The 24,261-nt window shown below is 44.7% G+C and carries 24 protein-coding genes; 19 read left to right on the top strand and 5 right to left on the bottom strand.

Annotated elements, in window-relative coordinates; all coding sequences use genetic code 11:
• Nucleotides 1-6 precede the first annotated feature (6 nt).
• Together DRED_RS11125 and ribH are read left to right on the top strand one after the other, a co-directional pair.
• Nucleotides 7-1,239, top strand: a complete 1,233-nt coding sequence (locus tag DRED_RS11125) for a bifunctional 3,4-dihydroxy-2-butanone-4-phosphate synthase/GTP cyclohydrolase II (RefSeq protein ID WP_011878414.1) — start codon at nt 7-9, stop codon at nt 1,237-1,239.
• Nucleotides 1,240-1,276: 37 nt separating this feature from the next.
• The gene (ribH, locus tag DRED_RS11120; protein ID WP_011878413.1) at nt 1,277-1,741 is read left to right on the top strand and encodes a 6,7-dimethyl-8-ribityllumazine synthase; all 465 of its coding nucleotides are present in this window, start codon (nt 1,277-1,279) and stop codon (nt 1,739-1,741) included.
• Between the two features lie 143 nt (nt 1,742-1,884).
• On the opposite strand, the gene rpmB is transcribed toward ribH, so the two are convergent.
• On the bottom strand, nt 1,885-2,073 hold the full coding sequence (gene rpmB, locus DRED_RS11115; protein ID WP_011878412.1) for a 50S ribosomal protein L28: 189 nt from the start codon (nt 2,071-2,073) through the stop codon (nt 1,885-1,887).
• Between the two features lie 173 nt (nt 2,074-2,246).
• On the opposite strand from rpmB, the gene recG reads away from it, so the two are divergent.
• Both recG and DRED_RS11105 read left to right on the top strand, forming a co-directional pair.
• The gene (gene recG / locus DRED_RS11110; protein ID WP_011878411.1) at nt 2,247-4,304 is read left to right on the top strand and encodes an ATP-dependent DNA helicase RecG; all 2,058 of its coding nucleotides are present in this window, start codon (nt 2,247-2,249) and stop codon (nt 4,302-4,304) included.
• Nucleotides 4,305-4,391: 87 nt separating this feature from the next.
• A complete protein-coding gene (locus DRED_RS11105; protein ID WP_011878410.1) occupies nt 4,392-4,574 on the top strand; it encodes a hypothetical protein in 183 nt (60 codons plus the stop codon).
• Nucleotides 4,575-4,589: 15 nt separating this feature from the next.
• On the opposite strand, the gene gpr is transcribed toward DRED_RS11105, so the two are convergent.
• A complete protein-coding gene (gene gpr, locus DRED_RS11100; protein WP_011878409.1) occupies nt 4,590-5,576 on the bottom strand; it encodes a GPR endopeptidase in 987 nt (328 codons plus the stop codon).
• Nucleotides 5,577-5,754: 178 nt separating this feature from the next.
• Between gpr and rsmD the strand changes: the two genes are divergently transcribed.
• Genes rsmD through DRED_RS11085 form a run of 3 tightly spaced genes read left to right on the top strand, consistent with a single transcriptional unit; the run spans nt 5,755 to nt 7,266 of the window.
• A complete protein-coding gene (gene rsmD, locus DRED_RS11095) occupies nt 5,755-6,309 on the top strand; it encodes a 16S rRNA (guanine(966)-N(2))-methyltransferase RsmD (protein ID WP_011878408.1) in 555 nt (184 codons plus the stop codon).
• Between the two features lie 12 nt (nt 6,310-6,321).
• A complete protein-coding gene (gene coaD / locus DRED_RS11090; RefSeq protein WP_011878407.1) occupies nt 6,322-6,807 on the top strand; it encodes a pantetheine-phosphate adenylyltransferase in 486 nt (161 codons plus the stop codon).
• 18 nt (nt 6,808-6,825) lie between these two features.
• Complete coding sequence (locus tag DRED_RS11085) at nt 6,826-7,266, top strand: hypothetical protein (protein WP_011878406.1); 441 nt, start codon at nt 6,826-6,828, stop codon at nt 7,264-7,266.
• 84 nt (nt 7,267-7,350) lie between these two features.
• Here the strand turns inward: DRED_RS11085 and DRED_RS11080 are convergent, their stop codons facing one another.
• The 3 genes from DRED_RS11080 to ylbJ form a co-directional block, all read right to left on the bottom strand.
• Nucleotides 7,351-8,400 (bottom strand): phosphotransacetylase family protein, encoded by a 1,050-nt coding sequence (locus tag DRED_RS11080; protein WP_011878405.1) that lies wholly within the window; start codon nt 8,398-8,400, stop codon nt 7,351-7,353.
• A gap of 32 nt (nt 8,401-8,432) precedes the next feature.
• The gene (gene acs, locus DRED_RS11075; protein ID WP_011878404.1) at nt 8,433-10,538 is read right to left on the bottom strand and encodes an acetate--CoA ligase alpha subunit; all 2,106 of its coding nucleotides are present in this window, start codon (nt 10,536-10,538) and stop codon (nt 8,433-8,435) included.
• 130 nt (nt 10,539-10,668) lie between these two features.
• Complete coding sequence (gene ylbJ / locus DRED_RS11070; protein ID WP_011878403.1) at nt 10,669-11,928, bottom strand: sporulation integral membrane protein YlbJ; 1,260 nt, start codon at nt 11,926-11,928, stop codon at nt 10,669-10,671.
• Between the two features lie 158 nt (nt 11,929-12,086).
• Between ylbJ and DRED_RS11065 the strand changes: the two genes are divergently transcribed.
• The 12 genes from DRED_RS11065 (at nt 12,087) to smc (ending at nt 24,207) form a co-directional block, all read left to right on the top strand.
• On the top strand, nt 12,087-12,587 hold the full coding sequence (locus DRED_RS11065) for a YceD family protein (RefSeq protein WP_011878402.1): 501 nt from the start codon (nt 12,087-12,089) through the stop codon (nt 12,585-12,587).
• A gap of 30 nt (nt 12,588-12,617) precedes the next feature.
• A complete protein-coding gene (gene rpmF / locus DRED_RS11060; RefSeq protein WP_011878401.1) occupies nt 12,618-12,800 on the top strand; it encodes a 50S ribosomal protein L32 in 183 nt (60 codons plus the stop codon).
• A gap of 133 nt (nt 12,801-12,933) precedes the next feature.
• Complete coding sequence (gene fapR, locus DRED_RS11055; RefSeq protein WP_011878400.1) at nt 12,934-13,506, top strand: transcription factor FapR; 573 nt, start codon at nt 12,934-12,936, stop codon at nt 13,504-13,506.
• Complete coding sequence (gene plsX, locus DRED_RS11050) at nt 13,506-14,504, top strand: phosphate acyltransferase PlsX (protein WP_041274920.1); 999 nt, start codon at nt 13,506-13,508, stop codon at nt 14,502-14,504. The genes fapR and plsX overlap by 1 nt, the downstream gene beginning before the upstream one ends.
• On the top strand, nt 14,505-15,512 hold the full coding sequence (locus DRED_RS11045; RefSeq protein WP_011878398.1) for a beta-ketoacyl-ACP synthase III: 1,008 nt from the start codon (nt 14,505-14,507) through the stop codon (nt 15,510-15,512).
• 4 nt (nt 15,513-15,516) lie between these two features.
• Nucleotides 15,517-16,464, top strand: a complete 948-nt coding sequence (gene fabK, locus DRED_RS11040; protein ID WP_011878397.1) for an enoyl-[acyl-carrier-protein] reductase FabK — start codon at nt 15,517-15,519, stop codon at nt 16,462-16,464.
• Nucleotides 16,465-16,467: 3 nt separating this feature from the next.
• Nucleotides 16,468-17,412, top strand: coding sequence for an ACP S-malonyltransferase (gene fabD / locus DRED_RS11035; protein ID WP_011878396.1), 945 nt, complete (start codon nt 16,468-16,470; stop codon nt 17,410-17,412).
• A 1-nt stretch (nt 17,413) separates the two neighbouring features.
• A complete protein-coding gene (gene fabG, locus DRED_RS11030) occupies nt 17,414-18,157 on the top strand; it encodes a 3-oxoacyl-[acyl-carrier-protein] reductase (protein WP_011878395.1) in 744 nt (247 codons plus the stop codon).
• Between the two features lie 70 nt (nt 18,158-18,227).
• Nucleotides 18,228-18,452 carry an acyl carrier protein gene (gene acpP, locus DRED_RS11025; RefSeq protein WP_011878394.1) on the top strand — a complete coding sequence of 75 codons (225 nt, stop codon included), beginning with the start codon at nt 18,228-18,230 and terminating at the stop codon, nt 18,450-18,452.
• A 169-nt stretch (nt 18,453-18,621) separates the two neighbouring features.
• On the top strand, nt 18,622-19,863 hold the full coding sequence (gene fabF, locus DRED_RS11020; RefSeq protein ID WP_011878393.1) for a beta-ketoacyl-ACP synthase II: 1,242 nt from the start codon (nt 18,622-18,624) through the stop codon (nt 19,861-19,863).
• Between the two features lie 16 nt (nt 19,864-19,879).
• Nucleotides 19,880-20,620: a ribonuclease III gene (rnc, locus tag DRED_RS11015; RefSeq protein ID WP_011878392.1), complete on the top strand. Its 741-nt coding sequence runs from the start codon at nt 19,880-19,882 to the stop codon at nt 20,618-20,620.
• 26 nt (nt 20,621-20,646) lie between these two features.
• Nucleotides 20,647-24,207 (top strand): chromosome segregation protein SMC, encoded by a 3,561-nt coding sequence (gene smc / locus DRED_RS11010; RefSeq protein WP_011878391.1) that lies wholly within the window; start codon nt 20,647-20,649, stop codon nt 24,205-24,207.
• Nucleotides 24,208-24,261: the final 54 nt, after the last annotated feature.

The raw sequence follows: 24,261 nt of genomic DNA, 5'->3' as shown, positions 1-24,261 counted from the left end.
TAAGGTATGACATATAAATTTAATACCATTGAAGAGGCCATTGAAGATATTCGTGCAGGTAAAATTGTTGTGGTCGTGGATGATGAGGATCGCGAAAATGAAGGGGATTTGGTGATGGCCGCAGAATTGGCCACCACAGAAGCTGTTAACTTTATGGCCACCTATGGCCGAGGATTAATTTGCATGCCGATCTATGGCGAGCGTCTGGATGAATTGGATTTACCAGCAATGGTTAGTAATAATACGGACCCCAATGGAACTGCTTTTACCGTATCGGTAGATGCCAAAGAATGTACCACTGGCATCTCGGCTGTTGAAAGGGCCTTAACCATTAAAAAGATACTGGATCCCACTACTAAGCCGGAAGATCTGCGTCGTCCTGGTCACATATTCCCTCTACGGGCAAAGGAAGGCGGCGTGTTGGTACGTTCTGGTCATACCGAAGCGGTGGTGGATTTAGCGAGGCTGGCAGGTTTGAAATCAGCGGGTGTTATCTGTGAAATAATGAAAGATGATGGAACCATGGCAAGAGTTCCGGAACTTGTAGAGTTTTGCAAAGAACATAATTTAAAGTTAATTACCATTGCTGATTTAATTAAATATCGGAGACACCACGAAAAATTTATTAAGAAAATTGATTCTGCCAAGATGCCTACTAAATATGGTGAGTTTGTGGCAGTGGGCTATGAAGGTCTGATCGACGGCAAAGGGCATGTTGCTCTGGTAAAAGGGGATTTGTCCAGCGTTGAGGCCCCATTGGTACGTGTTCATTCTGAGTGTTTAACTGGAGATGTTTTTGGATCCATGCGCTGTGATTGTGGGGACCAACTGGCCAAAGCCATGCAGGCCATTGAGGAAGAGGGAGTGGGTGTCCTCCTTTACATGCGGCAGGAAGGCCGGGGAATCGGCCTTATGAATAAAATAAAGGCTTATCGTCTACAGGATATGGGGGCAGATACCGTGGAAGCCAACCTGGCCCTAGGTTTCCCTGCGGATCTGCGGGATTATGGCATTGGGGCACAAATCTTAGCTGACCTGGGACTCACGAAAATAAGATTACTTACTAATAACCCTCGTAAAATTGCAGGTTTGGAAGGCTACGGCCTCCAGGTGGTGGGTCGGGTACCCATTGAAATTGACGCAGTAACAACCAATAAAAAGTACCTGAGTACTAAAAAATGCAAACTGGGTCATCTTTTAACCCTGGAAGAAAAGTCTAAGAAATCGGTCAATGAATAAAATCATTACGAATTATAAGTAACAGGAGGACAAAAATATGCCGAAAGTATTTGAAGGACATTTACTGGGACAAGAATTAAAGTTTGGTATTGTTGTTGGTCGTTTTAACGAATTTATTACTAATAAATTGTTAAGCGGAGCACTAGATGCCTTGAAACGTCATGGCGTAGAGGACGAAAATGTTGAAATTGCTTATGTTCCCGGGGCCTATGAAATTCCTTTGGTGGCAAAGAAAATGGCTGATAGCAAACGTTACGATGGCGTTATTTGCTTGGGGGCGGTAATTCGTGGCGCAACCCCTCACTTTGAATACGTATCAGCGGAAGTTTCCAAAGGGGTGGCAAAGATCAGTTTGGATAGCAATCTGCCGGTGATCTTTGGCGTACTGACCGTAGATACCATCGAACAGGCCATCGAGCGGGCTGGTACCAAGGCTGGCAACAAAGGTTGGGAAGCTGCCAATGCTGCCATTGAAATGGCCAATTTATTAAAAACTATCTAGGAAAAACACTAAGAAAACCCGGAATTTTTCCGGGTTTTCTTAGTTTATCAAAAGTATTTAAGTTTTCGATACAATTGATGCCTGGGTCAGGGCAAATAAAAAACGGCCTGAGGCCGTTTTAAATTTATTATTTGAGGGTGCAACTAGATAGCGCGCTGCACTTTTCCACTCCGTAGACAACGGGTGCATACCATGATACGCTTTGGGGAACCATCAACGATAGCTTTAACACGTTGCAGGTTGGGGTTCCAGGTCCGCTTGGTACGAATATGAGAGTGGCTTAGCTTAATACCAACGGTAACGCCCTTTTCGCAGATTGCGCACTTGGCCATTGTTACACCTCCTTTAATGACACAATAACCATATGACATAAAATAACTTGCCATAGTTCACTAAAACAGTATACCACAAATTAAGTTAAAATCAAATGAAAAATAATAAATCTTACTACCATGGTAATTGCTCCCATGCTATAATAGAACATATGTTTTAGAATGGTGATATTATGCTGGATATATATAGTCCAATACAATACATGAAAGGCGTAGGTCCCCAGAGGGCTAAGCAACTGGAACGCCTGGGTATTTTTACCACTTGGGATCTGCTTTATCATTTTCCTAGGGAATATCAGGACAGAAGTGACATACGACCAGCTCACTCCTTTAGCCAAGGGGATCTTGCCACAGTCAAGGGTACTGTCATTGCAGCCCAGGAAAGCAAACCCCGCAGGGGCCTATCCATAACGAAATTAGCTTTACAGGAAGGGGCCGGCACCTTTTATGCTGTTTGGTTTAACCAGACCTATATAAAAAAACAGTATCCGCCTGGTAAGGAACTACTTATAACAGGAAAGGTTGATCGGAAGTTTGGTGTTCCTCAAATTCAGGTTACTGACCATGAGGTCCTAGAGGGAGATGAAGGGATGCATAGCGGTAGAATTGTCCCCATCTATCCACTGACAGAAAGTCTTAACCAGCGTTTTTTGAGGTCCCTAATCAAAACAACCCTTGAACAAGTGGGGTCCTTAGCCAGGGAATTTTTGCCGGACTCTATGCTAGACCGTTATAATTTGCCTTGCCTACCAGAGGCCCTTCGGGAAATTCATTTTCCTGAAAATCAGGCATCCTGTCAACGGGCCCGACGACGGTTTATTATGGAGGAGCTTTTCTTATTTGAGTTAGGGGTAAACCTCCAAAAGGGGCGTATTCTTAAAAAGGTTAAAAAACACGAATACATTGAAGAAGCCTTGTCAAATCGTCTTCTCATGAGCCTGCCCTTCCGATTAACTGAAGCCCAGAAACGTGTGTGGCGGGAGATTGAGGAAGACTTGAAAAGCTCTTTTCCCATGAACCGCCTGTTACAAGGGGATGTGGGGGCAGGTAAAACAGTCATAGCAGCTTTGACCCTCTGCAAGGCGGCTGGTTCTGGCCTACAAGGAGCCCTCATGGCTCCTACAGAACTCTTGGCAGAACAACACGCCAAGGGCATAAAGGATTTACTAGAACCCATGGGGATTAAGGTGGCGCTGTTGACGGGCAGTGGCAAAAAAGGGAGAAAAAAGACACTGGACGCCCTGGCCTCCGGGGATATACAGGTGGCGATCGGAACCCATGCTTTGATATCCGAGGATGTCCAGTATAAAAACCTTGGCCTAGTTGTGGTGGATGAACAGCACCGCTTTGGGGTTCGCCAGCGTGCTGCCCTGCAGGATAAAGGGGTTGCGCCGGATGTACTGGTGATGACTGCAACACCCATTCCCCGTACCCTGGCCCTAACATTATATGGAGATTTGGATGTATCCATCATTGACCAGTTGCCACCTGGTAGACAAGGGATAAAAACCCATCATGTCGGTTTAGCGCAGGCTGGCAAGGCTGTGGGATTGATTAAACAACAAATAACTGAAGGCAGACAAGCCTACGTTGTCTGTCCGCTGGTGGAAGAGTCGGAAAAAATTGATACCCAGGCAGCAGTGGAATTGCATGGCAGACTTCAGAAGGCCCTTGTTGATTGCTCCATAGGCTTGCTTCATGGACGGATGAAAACACAGGAAAAAGAGTTAGTCATGAATGAATTTCGCAAGGGGACCATTGATTTGTTAGTGTCCACCACCGTCATTGAGGTAGGGGTGGATGTTCCCAATGCCACTGCCATGGTAATTTGGGATGCCCAACGTTTTGGGTTGGCTCAACTGCACCAGCTAAGGGGTAGGGTAGGACGGGGCAGTCATCAATCCTACTGTATTTTGGTCGGAGATCCCACCACCCGGGAAGCTAAAGAAAGAATGGCCGCCATGTGCCGGACCCAGGATGGTTTTGTTTTAGCAGAAGAAGATTTGAAGCTACGGGGTCCCGGTGAATTTTTTGGCACCCGACAATCGGGTTTGCCAGAGTTTAAAATTGCCGACCTGATTAGAAATGGTAAAGAAATCGAACAGGCAAAAAAGGAAGCGGAAGCCCTGCTAAGTTTGAATCCAGATTTAAGGTCACCCATGCATAAACAACTATTTGAACAATTTGCCAGTCGCTTCCCGGATTTTGTTAAGTACAGTGATGTAAGCTAAGGCGTGGTAGCAATACCACGCCTTTGTTAAGATTTACTTGGTATGATGATTAAGTCCTACCAAATAATAAGTATAGAGGTGATAAAAATGCCAATCAACAAAGATGAAAAGAAGTCCCTGCTTAATCAAAGGGCCAAGGATATCAACCGCTTTGAAGTGGGACAGGAAATTGGTCATGTGGACGAAAGTAACAAAATTGGCCTGACTCAGACCACAACTGGTGCGGACACCCTAACTAAAACTGATCATGGTAATTATGCTGAATTTTAACCCTAGGGTATAAATTTAATGGATATATTGACTATAGTCCTCTGCATTGATGGCCGGGTGGAGGGCAAGGGAGACACCACCGGCAATAATCTTAGCAGTATTCTCAATAAGCGAATCAATTTCCTTCGGTGTTACCATAAGCTGGCCCGAAGTATAGGGTTGTAAAATTGCATTAACAATGGGTTGGAAGGTATCAGAGTTTATACTTTGATACACCCCTTGTAATGTGGGATTGTCTTTCACTTGTGCCACCAGGCGATCCAGGGTTTCGCCAGCAATAATGGCGGCTGGTACCACTGTCGGTACGCCAATGGCAATGACCGGGACACCTAAGGTTTCCTTATTTAGACCAGTTCGTTTGTTACCAACGCCGGAACCCGGCGCGATGCCGGTATCTGCCAGTTGAATGGTTGTACCAATCCTTTCTACCGAACGGGAGGCTAAAGCATCAACTGCAATAACAAGCTCAGGCTTAACATGTTCAACAACCCCCTTTATGATTTCAGCAGTTTCAATGCCAGTAAGGCCTAAAACCCCAGGAGAAAGAGCGCTGACAGAACGCATACCCCCGTGGATCTCCTCCGGAGCATAGTTGTACATATGTCTGGTTACAAGGGTCATACCCACTACCTTTGGCCCAAGGGCATCGGGTGTAGCATTCCAGTTGCCCAATCCTACCACCAGGGCATTGGCGTGTTCTGGCAGGTTAAATAAAGAAGCCAGCTGTTTACTTAAGATTTCCACCAGTTCTTGATGGGTCTGCTTATTATTTCCCCTAATGCCCGGGGCTTCTATGGTAATATAGTTGCCTTGGGGTTTTCCCATAATTTCTTCGGCATATTTCTCCACAATACGAACAATGGTTACTGTGGCATTGTCATAGGTTTCCTTCTCCATAATACACCCAGGTATTTCTTGTCCTGTTTGGCCCCGTACCACCTCCCGGGCCTCGACAGCCAGATCCAGGTGGATGTTGTTATTTTTAAAAAAATTAGAATCCATAGGTACCTCCTTAAAATTTCCTTGTGGTTATAGGTAGTGTTCTTTTATATCCTGTTCTTTCCAAATTCAATTTATACAAAAGTTGTCTCAATTGTAAAAAAATCGATTTTTTTTACATGGTGTGCTATAATAGTGTGTGTTAAGGTAGCAAGAGACCATAAGAAAGGAAATCTCAGTATTGCGTATTATTGCTGGGACTGCCAGGGGACGAAAATTAAAAAGTCCAAAGGGAATGACCACGCGTCCTACATCAGATAGGGTAAGAGAGGCTCTTTTTAATATTCTTTCTTCCTATGTACCGGGCAGTCGTTTCCTAGATTTATTTAGCGGTACGGGAGCTGTTGCCATTGAAGCCTTGAGCCGTGGTGCAGAGAAAGCCACTTTAGTGGAAAGGGATAAGAATACCGCTAGAATTATTTATGACAACCTAAGAATGTGTAATGTACTTGATAAGGCGGAGGTACTAACGGTTGATGTAAGCCAGGCCACCCTAATAATGAGAAGGAAAAAGGAAACCTTTGATTTGATTTTTATTGATCCTCCCTATAAAAAAGGCTTTGAAGTACCTACGCTAGAAAAAATTCAAGAGTGTCATCTGCTTAGCAGTGATGGGATATTGGTGGTGGAAAGTGACCAAAAGGACCTGCCGCCGGATCTAGTGGGAAATCTAACCGCAACTCGAAGAGAACGGTATGGCGATACAGCGTTGACATTCTATAGGCTTCCCAGTTGAGGAGGAATATGGATGCGTATAGGAGTTTACCCCGGTAGTTTTGACCCAGTTACCAATGGACACATGGATATCGTAGAACGATCTGTGGGACTTTTTGATCGTCTTATTGTTGCAGTGGCGAAAAATGCACAAAAAAAACCGCTTTTCTCGGTGGAGGAGCGGGTTGAAATATTGAAAAATGTTCTGAAAAAATATCCGAATATTGTTGTGGACACCTTTGACGGCCTTACCGTAACCTATGCATTGCAACAGGGGGCCATTGCCATTGTACGCGGGCTTAGGGCCTTTTCAGATTTTGAAAATGAATTTATTTTTGCCTTAACCAATAAAAAATTGGCACCAGATCTTGAAACTGTTTATCTGATGACCAGGGCAGAATATTCTTTCATTAGTTCCACAACGGTTAAGGAAGTGGCCTCATTTAAAGGCTCCTTAAGTGGTATGGTTCCAGAGATTGTAGCTCAAAAAATACAAGACAAATATGGCTATGGTAAATAACCAAGGAGGGATATAACTGTGGAGCTCTTTAATATCCTGAATGAGCTGGAGGAACTCATTGAGGAGAGCCCCAAGGTGCCAATGACCAAACGAGTCATGGTAGACGAAAATAAGGTATTGGACTACCTTGATCGCATTCGCACCTCGCTTCCTGAAGAAGTTCGCCAGGCAAAGTGGCTTGTCAAAGAAAGAGACAAGGTATTGTCTGAGTCTAAAAAAGAAGCCCAGCGGATGCTGGAAGATGTGTCAAGAGAGATAGAACAAAGGGCAGAAGACCATGAAATTGTTAAAAAGGCGGAACTATTGGGCCAAGAAACGATTAAACGAGCAGAAGAAGTTGCAGCACAGATTCGTCATGGTGCCAGAGGATATGCTGATGAAATTCTACAGTCCTTGGAGGGTAATTTAAGCAAGATGCTTGAAGAAATTCAGCAAGGAAGAGATGAACTGAGAAAGTAACTAGTTATTTAATAAGTTTGATTAGTTCCGATTTTATTATGTAAGTAATAAAGAAATGGTTGGCAAAATTTGCCAACCATTTCTTTATTTTAATCCTTTTATAATACTTTGCCAATCACAATAGCGTTCTACATTTTCAATTGCCTTATTAATACAATCTTCATTGTTTGGTGTAATACGACCGGACAGCTCACTTAAACGTTCAATTGTATTATAAGTATCATAATGGACCAACAATACGGGCACACCCTTTTCAATTGCGCGGCTGATAACCTTTACATCGGGATAAAGTCCCCCGGTTAAAATGATGACCGACGTGCTAGTCTCCAGAGCGGCTAAAGCCATATCAGCACGGTCACCACCTATGATGAAAATTTTGTTGTTTGACCGCCGCATATAGCCTAGGGCGCTTTCGATGGTCATCGCTCCAACCACGATATCCTCGGTTAAAAGATCAAGGTTTTGGTTCCCGGTTAATAATTCCCCACCTAACAATTCGTAGATCTGAGCCACTGAAGGAGAAGATAATTCTCTTACCTTTGGAATAATTCCCAGGGTTTGCAGGCCTAATTCATCTAACAAAGGTTTATAGATCCCTTCAATTTTGGCGCAAAGGGGCTTTGGTACATGAGTAAAAATATTGCCAAGAATGCTGACGCCTCTATCCTGGATATATTTATTAAAGAAAACCAATTCGTCCAAACTATAATCATTCTTAGCATTAATCAAATTTAGGGCAGAGGCATTTAATTTGGCTGCTAGAGAAGCGGAATCTAAACCAACTGTACACATTACGTGGGGGAATAGTGAGCTGTCGATGATCACGATGTCTGCCCCCTCGGAGACCTTCATAAAGGTTTCCTTAATTGTATGTAGCATTTCGCTGGAACAATTGCCCCTGGACAAATAAAAAGGACTGGCCATGGTCGGTGAGATGACCTCAAGGGGTATATCCATTTTTAATAACTCTTTCATTAAGATGACATCTTCATCGGCCTTGGTGGTTGCAGCGGAGGTTCCCACTGGCTTAAAATAAGCTACCTTAAAGCCTTGTTGTTGAAACTTAAAAGCTAGTCCCACAGCTAAAGCAGTCTTACCACTTCCGGCAGAACCCATTATATAGAGGTTTTTCACAAATAACACCTCGCTGTTGAATGATATAAAGTTTACAGATCAATAGTTATTTTAATATCCAGGGCGACATAGCCGTCTGGATAGGCAAAAAGCGGATTGATTTCCAGTTCGCTTATTTCATCAAAATCAGAAATTAATTTAGCTGCCCGGGCTACCATATCAATAAGACTCATAAGATCTGCAGGCCTTTCACCGCGGAAGCCCCGCAAAAGGGTAGAGGCCTTTGTTTCTGCTATCATAGAAGCAATTTCTGCATGGGTTATTCCCTTGGCCAGACGAAAGGAGACATCCTTGAGGAGGTTAACGTAAATACCTCCCAGTCCAAAGGCGATAAGTGGCCCAAACTGTACATCTCGTGTCATGCCAACTATAAGTTCGGTACCCTTTGGCATCATCTTGCTAACCTCAATACCATGGGGAATAACACTGGGGAGATACCGTTGTACATTCTCAATAATATCGATAAATGCAGAGTGTACTTCATCTGCGTTATTCAAACCAATTCTTACGCCGCCGACATCACTTTTGTGCATGATTTTTGGTGAAGCTATCTTCAATACAACCGGGTACCCCATGGTATCGGCCAGGGATATGGCTTCCTCTGGAGTAATAGCTAATTTTATGGGAGCGGTGGAAATTCCGTAGGCTTCTGCCACAACTGCCGCTTCGCTTCCTAGGAGAACGCTGCGACGATCACGAATGACATCATAGAAAACAGCCTTTACCTGGTTAGGGTCTATGTCATTGTATGAAATTTCTTCACCCTCTGTTTCATGATCTGAATGGCGGGCGTACTTCACCATGCCTGATATACTGTGAATGGCAGGTTCGGGAAAAGTGAAGGTGGGTATTTTTGCTCTGGTGAGCATTTTTACTCCTTCAGCCAGTGCGAACCCGCCCATATAGGCAGCAAATACTGGTTTATCCGGGTGTTTGTTATGTAATTCAATAATTTTACCTGCGATGTTCTCTGGGTCTGCTGCTGCGGTGGGGCAGACCAAAATAACCACACTGTCCACATTAGGGTCATTTAATATGGTTTCCAGTGCGAAGGCATAGCGGTCTGCTTTGGCATCGAAAACAACATCAATAGGATTATAAATATTTGCTTCCGTAGGAAGAAGTTCTCGTAAGTTATCCAAGGTTTCCTTTTCAAAGCGCGCCATGGACAGACCAGTATTTTCAATGGTATCTGAGGCTACAATACCAGCCCCCCCAGCATTGGTAACAATGGCTACCCGGTCCCCCTGGGGTAAGGGTTGGTAGGAGAAACAGGTAGCAAGGTCGAATAATTCGGTCATTGTCCGGGCCCGTAATATGCCAGCCTGGGTAAAAGCTGTCTCATAGGCCAGGTCACTTCCTACCAGTGCACCGGTATGAGAAGAAGCTGCCAAAGTACCTGCCTGGCTTGTGCCGGATTTTAATATTATCACAGGCTTTTTTTTGGTAGCTTTACTGGCTACCTCTAAAAATTCTTTACCCTTTTGAACGTCTTCAATATAACAAAGGATGACTTTTGTTAGGGGGTCATTGGCCAGACATTTAATTAAGTCTGTTTCACTTACATCGGCTTTGTTACCCAAGCTAAAGACCCGACTAAAGCCTAAACTGACTGTTCTGGACCAGTCCATAATAGATAATAACATTGCGCCACTCTGGGATATGAAACCGATATCTCCTCGCTTTGGAAAAGACGGTGAAATGGATGCATTTAGCGGGATTCTAGTGTCCATCATGCCTTCGCAGTTAGGGCCAAGTAAATGTATACCATATTTTTTGCAAATAGAAACCAGTCTTTTTTCTAACTGAAGACCTTCGGGACCGATTTCACTAAAATAAGAAGAAATAACCACAGCATTCTTAATGCTATGTTTTCCACATTCTTCTAATACCTCTGGGCAATTGAGGGCAGGAACGCATACAACAGCCAAGTCAATTTGATTGGGAATCTCACTCAATGTTGAAAAACAAGTTAAACCTTCGATTTCATATTCATTTGGATTAACTGGAAATATTTTTCCGGTAAAACCGCTGTTAATAACATTCTTCATTAACACGTTACCGACTTTACCGGCCTTCTTAGAAGCCCCGATTATTGCTACAGAATTTACTGTAAATAATGGGGATAAATCCGCCATTGACTTCACCATCCCTGCATGGAAATAGGACAGCATTTTGCCATGCCAACTGAACGCTAAAAGATGTTAAGTATGTACTATTGTTTCCACAGCCATAGGTCTAATACCTTTTTTGAAGGGGGAATTTTGATCAATGGAGTGTCAGTATTTTTTTATAAAAGTGCGAAAGCAGGTGTACTAAAATACCTAAAATAATTAAAGAAACCAGAGCAACAAACATTAATAACAGTGAGGCTATCAGGATGAATAAGGGCGAGTGGAAAAATTCATGGATCACTGGTGCCAGTGAAGGCACCACCAGAGTAGCAGAATTTCCCGGTGGTTCATAGAACAACCAAGTAAAAAATGCTGCCAGTGATGCATGGGCCATCCGGGTAAAAACAAATATTCCCATTCGAATATCGGTCTTTGCAATCATGGATGCCACTTGGGCATGAATTGAAAACCCGCTCCAACCCAAAATCATTGCCACTGCCATTAATCTATGCAATTCTGAAGCATTGGCTTCAGCAACCATCTTAGTACCAATGGTCATTTCAAATAGGCCGCTGGCCAAGGCCTGCAATATTTCTGGAGACATCCCCAGTGGCATTAATAACAGGCCCAAAATAGAGGCCAAAAGATCAATGATACCCGAGTGGCTGAGTAGTCGAATAATAACTGCAAATAATATGATGAACCCACCGATGTTCAACAGTTTGCTGACAGAGGAGGCGACGGCTTCTCCAAGAAGTTGCCCCAGGGGTGGTCCTCCTTTAGCCCCAGAGAGCAATACCTTGAAGGCGTTTTTAATACTACGGTTGGAGACGGGGGTTTCGATAAGGCTCCTCTCATTAGGACCGTAAAAGCGTAGTAAAAGCCCTAGGACTAAATTAGCCAAATAATGGGATCCGGCAATGACAACTCCTAGCTCAGGACGCCCAAACATGCCAACAGCCACTGCGGTCAGCATAAACAGAGGACTGGAATTATTAGTAAAGCTTATTAATCGTTCGGCTTCAAGTTGGGTGCAGAGGTTATCTTTGCGAAGGTTAGCAGTAACCATGCTGCCAATGGGAAAACCGCTAGTAAAACCAATGACCATAACAAAGGCGCCGGTCCCGGGAACGTTAAATAGCGGTCGCATGATGGGCTCTAACAATACTCCCATAAAATGAACCAGACCTAATTTCATTAAAATTTCTGAGACAATAAAAAAAGGTAAAAGGGATGGGAAAACAATATTCCACCAAGCTTTCAAACCGCTTAGCGAACCTTCATAGACAATTTTTGGCTGAATAACCATTCCCCAAATAAATAAGATGACCAGTCCTATCCAAAAAAGGGAAGCGTATTCTTGCTTGTTTACTCTGGTGAGCCGACGGCGGATTTTAAAGAAAATTGGTATCACCCCGTTATTTTTGCATGGATTAGTCCTAGAATATATATAAATGGAAATGCTTTACTTTAGACCATAGAAAGCAGTTTACCATTATACAGTAATTTTCCTTGACAAATAATTACCCGCTTTATATAATGAATTTTGTTAATCGAGGTGACTTGTAACAAGTGATCATTAATATCCTAAAAATTAGGAACGCCCCTGGTGAGAAAATAAGCTTTCATGTCAGTGAGCAAATTGACAGTGTGGCGGTAAGCGGCCAAAGGTTTTCATTTGTTGGAGCTGTGGAGGTATCTGGAGAAGTTATAAACCAGAATAATCAATTTCTGGTAAAGGGACAGACCAGAGCGGTGGTTAGCAGTGACTGTGTAAGTTGTTTAGAACCTGTGCAACTTACAATACAGGGAACAATCGATGAGATCTATGGCAAGAGCAATGGTCATCAAGATCCCGATGGCGAAATAATTGGGTTCGATGGGGATGTCCTAAACATTGAACCGGAAGTCATTAAGTCGTTGTTAATGGAAATACCCATGAGGGTGGTTTGTTCACCTGATTGCCGTGGTTTATGCCAAGGGTGCGGGTGCAACCTGAATATAAAGCAGTGTGACTGCGAAAATGAAACCATTGACCCAAGATTAGCCATACTTAAAAAATTACAACAATAAGTTTTTACTTTTTGAAGGGGGTGTAAGAAAATGGGTGTACCGAAAAGGAAACTTGCTAAGCACCGGGGAAGACAGCGCCGGGCTATGAACATGAAATTAGAAGCCCCCAGCCTGGTAGCCTGCCCGCAGTGCCATGCGCTAATCCAACCGCATCATCTCTGCCCTGAATGTGGTTACTACAAAAACCGTGAAGTAATCGCTGCTAACAAGTAATGTTAAAGCAACCCTTTCTCTAATTAGAGAAAGGGTTTTTACATTTTTTAGGAGAAATAAAAGAAATGATTTGCAATCAAGAAGGTATCTGGTTATAATTAGTACCAGGTACTAATTATGTAGTGGTGGTTGCATGGCTAGACGTGGCAGCGGAAAAAATCATAGACAAAAAGAATTAGCTATATGTCTTGAGCATAATCCTCTTCTTAAGGATGAGGAACTGGCAAGGTTATTTGGGGTTAGCATTCAGACCATACGATTGGATAGGTCTGAACTAAATATTCCTGAATTGCGGGAGCGGATGAAAACTGCCTTGAAAACCAATGATTTCGTTCGCTCGCTGGGGAGCGACGAGTTGGTTGGGGATCTGCAGGAAATTAAAGTGGGACGTTTTGGTGTATCCCATTTAAGGATTACGCCAGAAATGGCCTTTCGGAAAAATTTAGTAGCAAGGGGTCACCACTTATTTGCCCAGGCAAACTCATTGGCTGTGGCTATAATTGACGCAGAGATTGCTTTAACAGGCGCCGCCAGAGTACGCTTTAAACATCAGGTTAAAGTGGGGGATATGGTTATTTGTCGGGCAGAAATTAGTCGTCAAACAGGAAACAAAACTATAGTCAGGGTTATTTCCCGGGTGGAAGGATCAGAGGTTTTTGAAGGGGTTTATACGGTATTTGCCCTGGAAGAGGAGGGGAACCAGTGATAAAGATAGCTTTGGACGCAATGGGTGGCGATCATGCACCTATGGAGATTATTCGGGGTGCTAGGGATGCAGCCCAAGAATTAGGGGTCCATATTCTATTGGTTGGGGACCAGGAAAAAATACAAAAGGAACTGGATGGGGATGAAGCAGGAGGTTTAATTTCCATTGTTCACGCACCGGAGGTGGTAGGAATGGAAGAACATCCTGTTAGTGCCATTCGTAAAAAGAAGAACTCATCCATTGTTGTGGCAACCCAACTGGTTAAGGAAGGTGTTGCTGATGCTGTGGTTTCTGCGGGAAGCACAGGAGCTCAAATGGCTTCTTCCTTATTTATTTTAGGTCGAATTTCCGGTGTAGACCGTCCGGCCATCAGTACATTACTGCCAACCGCAAAGGGTGTAGTGGTGCTGTTAGACGCCGGTGCCAATGTAGATTGTCGTCCTAAGCATTTAAAGCAGTTTGCTGTTATGGGATCCCTCTATGCGGAAAGGGTCCTAGGGCTTCCTTCACCAAAGGTTGGTCTTGTAAATATTGGAGCTGAAGAAACCAAGGGCAATGAATTGACAATTGCCTCCTATCAAATGTTACAGAAAACTAGTATTAACTTTGTAGGGAATGTTGAAGGCAGAGACCTTTTCCTAGGTGGCAGTGATGTGGCTGTATGCGACGGCTTTGTAGGAAACGTTATTTTAAAATCTGCCGAGGGTTTGGCCATGAGCATACTGGGGATGTTTAAGCAAGAATTGGGCAGACTTGAAGATATTATCGGTAATGAGCGCATTATGCATATGCTGGGTAGTTTTAAGCGGCGCATGGATTATGCTGAATATGGAGGTGCACCTCTACTGGGTGTCAATGGTGTCTCGGTGATTTGTCATGGGAGTTCGAGGGCTAGAGCTATTAAAAATGCCCTGCGAGTGGCAAAGGAAACTGTGGAACAGGGTCTGGTTCCAGCCATTAAAGAAAGTTTGGAAAATGATAAGGGGGTAGAGGAGTAAATGCCCAACCACCTGATTCGAGCGGGCATCCTAGGTGTGGGGAGTTATGTGCCTGAACGAATACTTACCAATAAAGAGTTAGAAAAAATAGTGGATACCAGTGACGAATGGATAAAGTCCCGTACCGGGATAAAGGAACGTAGAATAGCCGAACCAGGAAAATCCACGTCGGATCTGGCAACCATAGCATCCAGAAGGGCGCTGGAGCATGCCGGGATAAAGCCGGAGGAACTGGACTTAATTATATTAACTACTTGTTCTAAGGATATGATCATACCCGCAGGGGCCTGTCTGGTTCAACAGGAACTAGGTGCAACAAAGGCGGGGGCCTTTGACCTAGAAGCAGGTTGTTCTGGTTTTGTATATGGTCTTAGTATTGCGACACAGTTTATTGCTACCGGAGCCATGAAACATGTTCTTGTTATTGGTTCTGAGGTTTTGTCGAAGGTGGTAAACTGGGATGATCGGAATACTTGTGTTTTATTTGGTGATGGTGCAGGGGCCGTTGTGGTGGGACCAGTGAGTTCTGATGAAGGAGTTTTGGCCAGCAAGTTGAGTGCTGAGGGAGCAGGTTGGGAACACCTGTATATCCCGGCTGGTGGTTCAAAAATGCCTGCGGATCCGGTCACTGTTGAGAAAAAGCTGCATTACATACACATGAATGGTAAAGAAGTTTTTCGCTATGCAGTACGGGTAATGGAGGAAGCGTCCTTAACCCTTTTAAAGGCAGCAAATTTGGAACTGAGTGATATTGATCTGTTAATTCCACACCAGGCCAACATGCGGATTATTGAGCACGCTGCTAAAAAATTACGTTTGCCAATGGATAAAGTGGCTGTGAATTTAGATCGCTATGGAAACACCTCTTCTGCTTCTATACCCATTGCTCTGGCCGAAGCCGTTCATTCGGGTCGTGTGAAGGCTGGAGATAACCTTGTGATGGTGGCCTTTGGGGCTGGTTTAACCTCTGGTGGAGTTGTACTGAAGTGGAGAGACAGGGAGGGATAGGTACTTGAAGATAAAAACGAAATTGTGTGATTTACTAGGGATTGAGTACCCAATTTTGCAAGGGGGTATGGCCTGGGTCTCCACTGCTGAGCTGGCTGCTGCGGTATCAGAAGCTGGTGGACTTGGCATTATTGGGTCTGGTCATGCGCCAACCGAGTGGTTGGAGGAACAGATTTGGTTGGCCAAAAAACTAACGAACAAACCCTTTGGGGTTAACATTATGTTGATGTCCCCCTTTGTGGAACAAAACATGCAATTAATTATTGATGAAAGGGTTTCGCTGGTTACCACTGGTGCAGGCAACCCCGGAAAATATGTTCCCGCATTGAAAGAGGTTGGTACTAAGGTGATACCTGTTGTTCCCTCTGTGGCCCTAGCCCAGCGTATGGCTAAAGCTGGGGTGGATGCCTTGATTGCCGAGGGAGGAGAATCCGGGGGTCACATTGGAGAACTGCATACCATGCCACTGGTTCCCCAGGTGGTGGATGCCGTAGACATTCCGGTTATTGCCGCAGGAGGTTTCTTTGATGGCAGAGGATTGGTAGCTGCGTTGGCCCTAGGTGCACAGGGGATTCAAATGGGTACACGTTTCATGTGTGCTACGGAATGTACCGTCCACGATAATGTAAAAAACATCTTGATTAAAGCCAGAGACCGCGAAACCGTTGTTACTGGCCGTAGTACAGGGCACCCGGTACGGGTTATTCGTAATAAGCTGACTAGGCATTTTGAAGAGAGAGAGCGTCAGGGTGCTTCCCTTGAAGAATTGGAGAAATTGGGGGTTGGACGTCTTCGCATGGCCATGGTAGAAGGTGATATCCAGCAAGGTTCTGTAATGGCTGGGCAGATTTGTGGTATGGTTAAAAAAATAGAACCGGCCGAAGAGATCATTCAGGAAATTATTGGTGGTGCAGAGCAAGTATTAGCGCGGTTAGCTGGAGGTGAATTTTAGAAATTGACTAAGGTAGCATTTGTTTTCCCGGGCCAGGGTTCCCAGTATGTGGGCATGGGCAGGGAGTTATATAATAACTTTCAAGTAGTTCGTGAAACCATGGAAGAGGCAGACGATTCGTTAGGCTTTGGATTAACAAAATTATGCTTTGAGGGACCAGTTGAAGAACTCAATAGCACTGTGAATACTCAGCCTGCCCTATTGGCAGTTAGTGTGGCAGCCCTGAGGGTGTTGCAACAGGAATGCGGCATACTTCCCTCGGTGCTGGCCGGGCACAGTCTGGGCGAATACTCTGCCCTGGTGGCCGCCGGTTCAGTCCATTTTTCGGATGCCGTTAAGGTTGTTCGTCAGAGGGGCCTGTTTATGCAGGAGGCGGCTCCTGTTGGGTCCGGTGGAATGGCAGCGGTTCTTGGTTTGGCCAGAGAGAAGGTAGTTGCCTGTTGCCTGGAGGCCTCGTCCCATGGGGTGGTTGAACCAGTAAATTTCAACTGCCCAGGTCAAGTGGTTATAGCCGGGGAACAAGAAGCATTACAGCAGGCAATGGAGCTGTGCCGTGCCGCTGGTGCCAAAAGAGCCATTGCCCTAGCTGTCAGTGGTCCTTTCCATTCCAGTCTTATGCGCCCGGCAGGTGAAAGACTAGCCCCAATACTGGAAGAAATAGAGATTTGTGATCCGGCAATTCCAGTTATAGCCAATGTCAGTGCTGATTATGTAAGGACAGTACAAGAAGTAAAACAGTCCCTGGCTAAACAGGTATCCGGTGCAGTTCTTTGGGAAGACAGCATTCAAAGGATGGCTACTGAGGGAATTAATACCTTGGTGGAATTAGGACCAGGTAAAGTTCTCTGCGGTTTGGTTAAGAAAATTTCTAAGGAAATAACCACTAGCAACCTGGAAGATTTGGCAAGCTTGGAAAAAGTCCTTGCACTGTTCAAGGAGGTTGGCTAAAATGTTTCTGAATGGTAAAGTTGCTATTGTCACTGGAGCATCTCGGGGAATCGGTAAAGCCATTGCCCTGGCCCTGGCCGGAGCCCAGGCAGATATCGTGGTAAACTATGCTGGTCGTACTGAGGCTGCGGAAGAAACCGCCGCTGCCATTCGTGAGATGGGTCGACGGGTATTAGTTTACAAAGCAGATGTATCAGATGCCCAACAGGTACAGGAAATGGTGGCTGCTACGTTGGCGGAGTTTGGAAAAGTTAACATCCTAGTGAATAATGCAGGGATTACCCGGGATAATTTAATCCTGAGAATGAAAGAGGAAGATTGGGATTCTGTATTGTCAGTTAACCTAAAATCCGCTTTTAATACCATTAAAGCAGTGGCCCGACCAATGGTGAAGGCCCGTTCAGGTCGTATTATTAATGTTTCTTCGGTGGTGGGTCAATATGGTAACGCCGGTCAAGCAAACTACTCTGCGGCTAAGGCTGGCTTAATTGGCCTTACCAAATCAATGGCCAAAGAGCTGGGTCCCCGTAATATTACGGTAAATGCGGTGGCCCCAGGCTTTATTATGACGGATATGACGGAACATTTAACCTCTGAAGCCAGGGAAAAGATGGTATCTTCCATCGCCTTAAACCGCTTAGGGTCACCGGAAGATGTGGCCAGTATGGTTGCTTTTCTGGCCAGCGACTTCTGTGGCTACATTACAGGTCAGGTCATTGGCATTGATGGTGGAATTGCAATGTAACTGTCGTGGCTATCGCCTCGATATTCATTATTAGAGCTAAAGATTTAATATCCCGGAAGGGGGTGAAGATATGTTTGATAAGGTTAAAGCAATTATTGTGGATCAACTGGGTGTTGAGGAAGCTGAAGTAAAAATGGAAGCTTCTTTTGTGGATGATCTGGGCGCTGATTCTCTTGATATTGTTGAGTTAGTAATGGCTTTAGAAGAAGAATTCGGTCTGGAAATCCCTGATGAAGAGGCAGAAAAAATTCGCACTGTAGGCGATGCCGTTAAGTTTATTCAGGACCGCCAGTAGTTTTGGTTAAAAGTCCCGGCATTAAAACCGGGACTTTTTTCACAAGAAAGTATAGGAAAAGTAAAGGCCTCCGATGGTTTAATCCCTAGTATATTTATAATGCTTGTAGGGCGGTGAACCAAGGGTATAAAGTGCTAAGCTTTTTTCAAAATGTAAGGAGGAAGTTATTTTGTCAAAACGGGTTGTTGTAACCGGTCTGGGAGTAATCTCCCCTGTGGGCACCGGGCTGGACAAATTCTGGACTGCACTTACTTCGGGTGTTTCTGGAATTGCCAGAATCACCAGGTTCGACCCGTCCGAATACTCCACCCAAATAGCGGGTGAGGTAAAGGATTTTGATTACTCTAAGTATCTAGATAAAAAAGAGGCCCGTCGTATGGACAAGTTTTCCCAATATGCAGTGGTTTCAGCGGCCATGGCCATAGAAGATGCGGGTCTTGACTTGGAGGCTTTGGATAAGGACCATACCGGTGTTATCGTTGGCTCTGGTATTGGTGGAATGGAAACCTTTGAGGAACAATGCAAGGTATTGGTAAACCGGGGACCTAACCGGATTAGTCCCTTCCTGATCCCCATGATGATTGCCAATATGGCGGCAGGCCAGATCGCCATTAAATTTGGTCTAAGGGGTCCCAACATTACAACCATTACTGCTTGCGCTTCCAGTGGTAATGCCATAGGCGATGCCTTTAAGCTAATTCAAAGGGGTAATGCTGAGGTTGTGATCACTGGTGGAACGGAGGCACCGATTACACCCCTGGCCGTAGCAGGATTCTGTGCTGCCAAGGCCATGACAACTAATAATGATGAACCCGAGCAAGCTAGCAGACCCTTTGATGCTAATCGGGACGGGTTTGTTATGGGTGAGGGTGCAGCCATGCTGGTGCTGGAAACGCTGGAACATGCTCAAAAACGGGGAGCTCATATCTATGCTGAAATCGTAGGTTATGGTAGTACCTGCGATGCTTACCATATTACCGCTCCAGACCCGGAAGGATATGGTGCATCATCAGCTATGCGCATGGCTCTGGAAGATGCAGGATTAAAACCGGAGGATGTTCAGTATATCAACGCCCATGGTACTTCTACTCCCGTAGGGGATGTGGCGGAGGTTGGGGCTATTAAAAAAGTATTTGGAGAACATGCCTATAAGTTAGTGGTAAGCTCAACCAAGTCCATGACCGGGCACATGCTGGGAGCAGCTGGAGCCATAGAAGGAATGGCCTCCATTCTAACCATTAAAAATAGTATGGTACCGCCTACCATTAACTATGAAAACCCTGATCCTGATTGTGATTTGGATTTTGTACCCAATGAGGCCAGAGAAATGAATGTCGATGTGGCACTTTCTAACTCCTTTGGCTTCGGGGGACATAACGTAACACTGGCCTTTAAAAAGTTTAATTTTTAGAGCTGTGGTGATTCATTTGTCTAAACAAGACGAGCAAGCTAATCGCCTGAAAACACGTTTGGGTTTTAAGTGGCATAATCCTACACTGCTGATACAGGCACTAACGCATAGTTCTTGTGTTCATGAAAACAGGGGGCATGGTTTGTGTCATAATCAAAGATTAGAATTTTTAGGGGATGCAGTTTTAGAGCTGATTATCAGTGAACACTTATATAAAATGTTCCCAGATCGAACTGAAGGCGAGCTAACGAAAATGAGGGCATCTTCAGTATGTGAGCCCTCCTTGGCAAAGGTAGCCCGGGGATTGGACCTGGGCCGTTGCCTGCGCATGGGGCGTGGAGAAGAACGTTCCGGCGGCAGGGAGCGGCCATCCATCTTGGCTGATGCCTTTGAGGCATTACTGGGTGCTATTTATTTGGATCAGGGGTTGGAAATTTCCAGACATTTTGTTTTAAACTGCCTCAGTTCTATTATCGACGATGTTGTGGCTGGAAGATTGGATAGGGATTATAAAACAGAATTACAAGAAATACTGCAACAATCATCTCCAGACCCCTTAACCTACACCATCATGGATGAATCCGGCCCCGATCATGACAAAACCTTTACAGCCGGGGTGATCTACAAAGGAAAGGTCATCGGTAAGGGGAGCGGTCACTCTAAAAAAGAAGCTGAACAACAGGCAGCAAAGGATGCCTTTCAGCATCTTGAAGGCATGGGAAAATCCGGCCATAAATCAGCTGGACCAATCCGATAAAGAAACGGACTACAGGGGGCAGAGCATTGGTTTTAAAAAGAATGGATATACAGGGCTTTAAGTCCTTTGGTGACCGTGTTAAGTTAGAGTTGCATTCTGGCTTGTCCGTTGTTGTGGGTCCCAACGGGAGTGGGAAAAGTAATATTTCGGATGCCATAAGCTGGTGCCTGGGTGAACAGAGGGCTTCTTCTCTAAGGGGCGGTCGCATGGAAGATGTGATCTTTGCCGGCAGTGCTAAAAGAAAACCTGTTGGTTTGGCAGAAGTGACTTTAACATTAGATAATACGGCAAAAATGTTCTCCCTGCCCTATGAGGAAGTATCAGTTACACGGCGCTTATACCGTTCTGGAGAAAGTGAGTACTTGATTAACAAGGTGCCCTGCAGGCTTAAGGATATCCATGCACTATTTATGGATACCGGTTTAGGCCGCGGGGCCTACTCTCTTATTGGGCAAGGTAAAGTCGATGAAATTTTAAGCAGCAGGCCCGAGGAAAGACGCTCTATCATTGAAGAAGCGGCAGGCATTGTAAAATACCGACACCGAAAGGAAGAGGCCCTGCGGAAACTAACTTCCGCGCAGCAGGATTTAAACAGGGTTTCCGATATTATCAACGAATTGTCGGGACGCATCGACCCACTGGCAGAACAGGCTGAGAAGGCGAAGCAATATAAAATGCTATATGAGCAGGCCTGGAACTTGGAATTATCTTTGTACAAAAGGGATTGGGATGATCTTTCAGTTAAAGTTAATGATTTGGCAAGCCAACTGGAAAGTTTAAAACTAGAATACAAGGATGAAAGACCAGCCCTTGAGGAAGAAATCACTCAAGCTAAGTCTGAGTTCCTTAAAATAGAAGCGTCAATCAGTCTCTTAAAAGAACAAATTCTTGAGTTGGACGGTGGCATAGACCGTTTAAAAAATAAACAAGCCTTAACCATTGAGCAAATTAATCATCAGGTTTCTGAATATCAAAGAATAGAACAGTATCAAAAGGATTCCACGGTATTTTTGCAGCAACTTAACCAGGAGCTAACTGTAGAAAAGGAAAAGATTAGACAGATTAAGGAAAGTATTGAGTTGGAGAATACCTCCGATTCCCATCAGATACTGGAAGGTATCGAACAGGAAGTTTTGCAAAAGCAGGATTTGTTTCAAAACCTTAACACTGATTTAATTGAACAGTTGAATAGGGTGGCCAACCAACGAAACATTCAAAACCAAGCTATGGACCGTAAGGAACAGCTAAGTCATCGCCGGGAGCATATAGAAAGGGTGGCCCAGGAAGTTCATGACCAGGGAATATCCTTGCAGTCTAACATAGATGCAGCCCAAAAAAGAGTTGAGGAACTCAATCAGAAAAAGCTGCAGTTGGCGGAGGAACAGCAGAAGTCAGAGGTTAAGTTGGAGAAGTTACGTGACGAGTTGATGCGGGTGCAATCTAAGCTCTTGGCCGTGAAGGAAGAAATGGTTGCTAAGCATTCCCGACTCAAGGTTTTGGAAGAAAACCTGAACTCCCACACGGGTTTCATAAAACCAGTTAGGGAGTTGCTAAGGGCGGTCACCAATAACAATAGCCGTGCCCTTGGTATATGCGGTGCTGTGGCGGATCTGATCAAAGTTCCCAAGGGTTTTGAGACTGCCATGGAGGCTGCACTGGGAGGAGCACTGCAAAATATCGTTACAGAAACATCCCAGCAAGCCAAAGAAGCCATTGATTATTTGAAGAGGCAAAACCTTGGGCGAGCTACCTTTCTGCCCCTTGATTCATTACGACCAACTCCTCCTGGTGACTGGGAAAAAAGGGCCCTGGGACTACCTGGTGTTGTTGGACTAGCAGCCAATCTTATTGAGGTAGAACTTAAATACCGTGTGGTGGTTGAATTGCTACTGGGACGTCTGGTGGTGGTTGATACCCTGGATAATGCCATTCAGGTTGCCAGACAAATGCAGCAAAGACTCCGTATTGTAACCCTGACAGGCGAATTATTTAACCCAGGAGGCTCATTATCCGGAGGTGGTACTGTCCGGAATATCGGAGGTATGCTGCATACCCGCAGGGAGAGGGATGAACTGGCTAAAGTTGTACAGGATCTGCATAATCAGGTACATAAACTGACGGGAATTCTTGGGGAACAACAGCAACATCAACGGCAATGCACTGAACAATATAAGGTTTCGCAGCAGCAATTAGTAACCCTGGGATTGGAGCTTCAGGCGGCGGAAATGGATTTAACCAAAGCCAAGGAAGCATTGGCCAGAGCCAATGAGCGCAGGCAGGAAAGCCAATACCAAATGCACAATATTGAACAGGAAATGGCCCAGTGGTCTCAGTCCGAGCAGGAAGCAGCGGCTAAACTGGCATTACTGGAACAGGAACTGGAACAATTGCAAAGGGATATTAGCATCACCCAGGAAGAGCTTGCAAAGGCCAGGGAGAAAAAGGCTGATATGGAGAATAATCTCTATCAAGAAAAAGTTCGGCAGGCTGAATTGCGACAGGAAATGCTTGGCGTGCAAAAAATTATTAACCGTCTGGAAAAGGAAATTGAAGAACGAAAGATATCTTTAGCGTCATCCCAGGAGCTATTACAGCAAATGGACAAGAGAAAAGGTGAATTGCAAGAACAGTTATCCCAGGTAGGTATGGACTTAAAGCGCTTGCAACAGGAACATCAAATGGCCATGGGAAATCTTAAGGCAGAACAGGCCAAACAGGGGGCTGTCAGCGAAAACCTTGGGAATCTTGAGAAAAGATTGCAGGAGAAGCAGCAGCTCTGGTTGCAGACTAGTCAGAAGGTACATGCCATGGAACTACAGCAGACCCGTATTCAAACAGAATTGGAACTTTTGAAAACAAGACTGAGGGAAAACGGGATAGAGGATCCTTCTCAATTGGCTGTTGAACCTGCTGCAAATAAAAAACAAGCCCGTAGTGATTTACAAGATCTTAAGTCCCGTATGGCCGAAATGGGAGCAGTGAATGCCGGGGCAGAGGACGAGTACCAGGAAGTTATGAAAAGGTATCATTTCCTTGAGGAGCAAAGGGCAGATTTGGAGGAAAGTAGAAACTCCTTAGAGCAATTAATTGATGAACTGAACAAGCTAATGTCTAGCCAATTTGAGAATGCTTTTAAGATTATTAACAAAAATTTTTCCCATGTGTTTGAGCAGTTATTTGGAGGGGGTGGCGCCTCAATGAATCTAACTGGTGGAGATGCTCTAACCTGTGGCATAGAAATTACAGCTCGTCCACCGGGTAAGAAAAACCAAAGCTTATCATTACTATCTGGTGGGGAAAGGGCCTTAACAGCCATTGCACTGTTATTTGCTATCCTAAAGTATAAACCCAGCCCCTTTTGTGTACTGGATGAAATTGAAGCCTCTCTGGATGAAGCCAATGTGAACCGATTTGCTGAATATTTATCTAATACATCCAATGAGGTTCAATTTATTGTGATTAGCCACCGCAAAGGCACCATGGAAAAAGCGCAGGCCCTTTATGGTGCAACCATGGATGAGGCTGGTGTAACGCGGATTCTATCCATGTCCATGGAAACGGTTCGGGGCAAAAAACAGTTGGCTTAAGGCTTAAAACATACTCAAATTGTAAAGTGATCTTATTTAGAGATATGGTTGACA

Origin of the sequence: Desulforamulus reducens MI-1, assembly GCF_000016165.1 — a bacterium.
In the GTDB taxonomy this organism is placed as follows: domain Bacteria; phylum Bacillota; class Desulfotomaculia; order Desulfotomaculales; family Desulfotomaculaceae; genus Desulfotomaculum; species Desulfotomaculum reducens.
The sequence above is the reverse complement of the archived record's forward strand: the minus strand, read 5'-3'. Positions and strand labels throughout refer to the sequence as shown.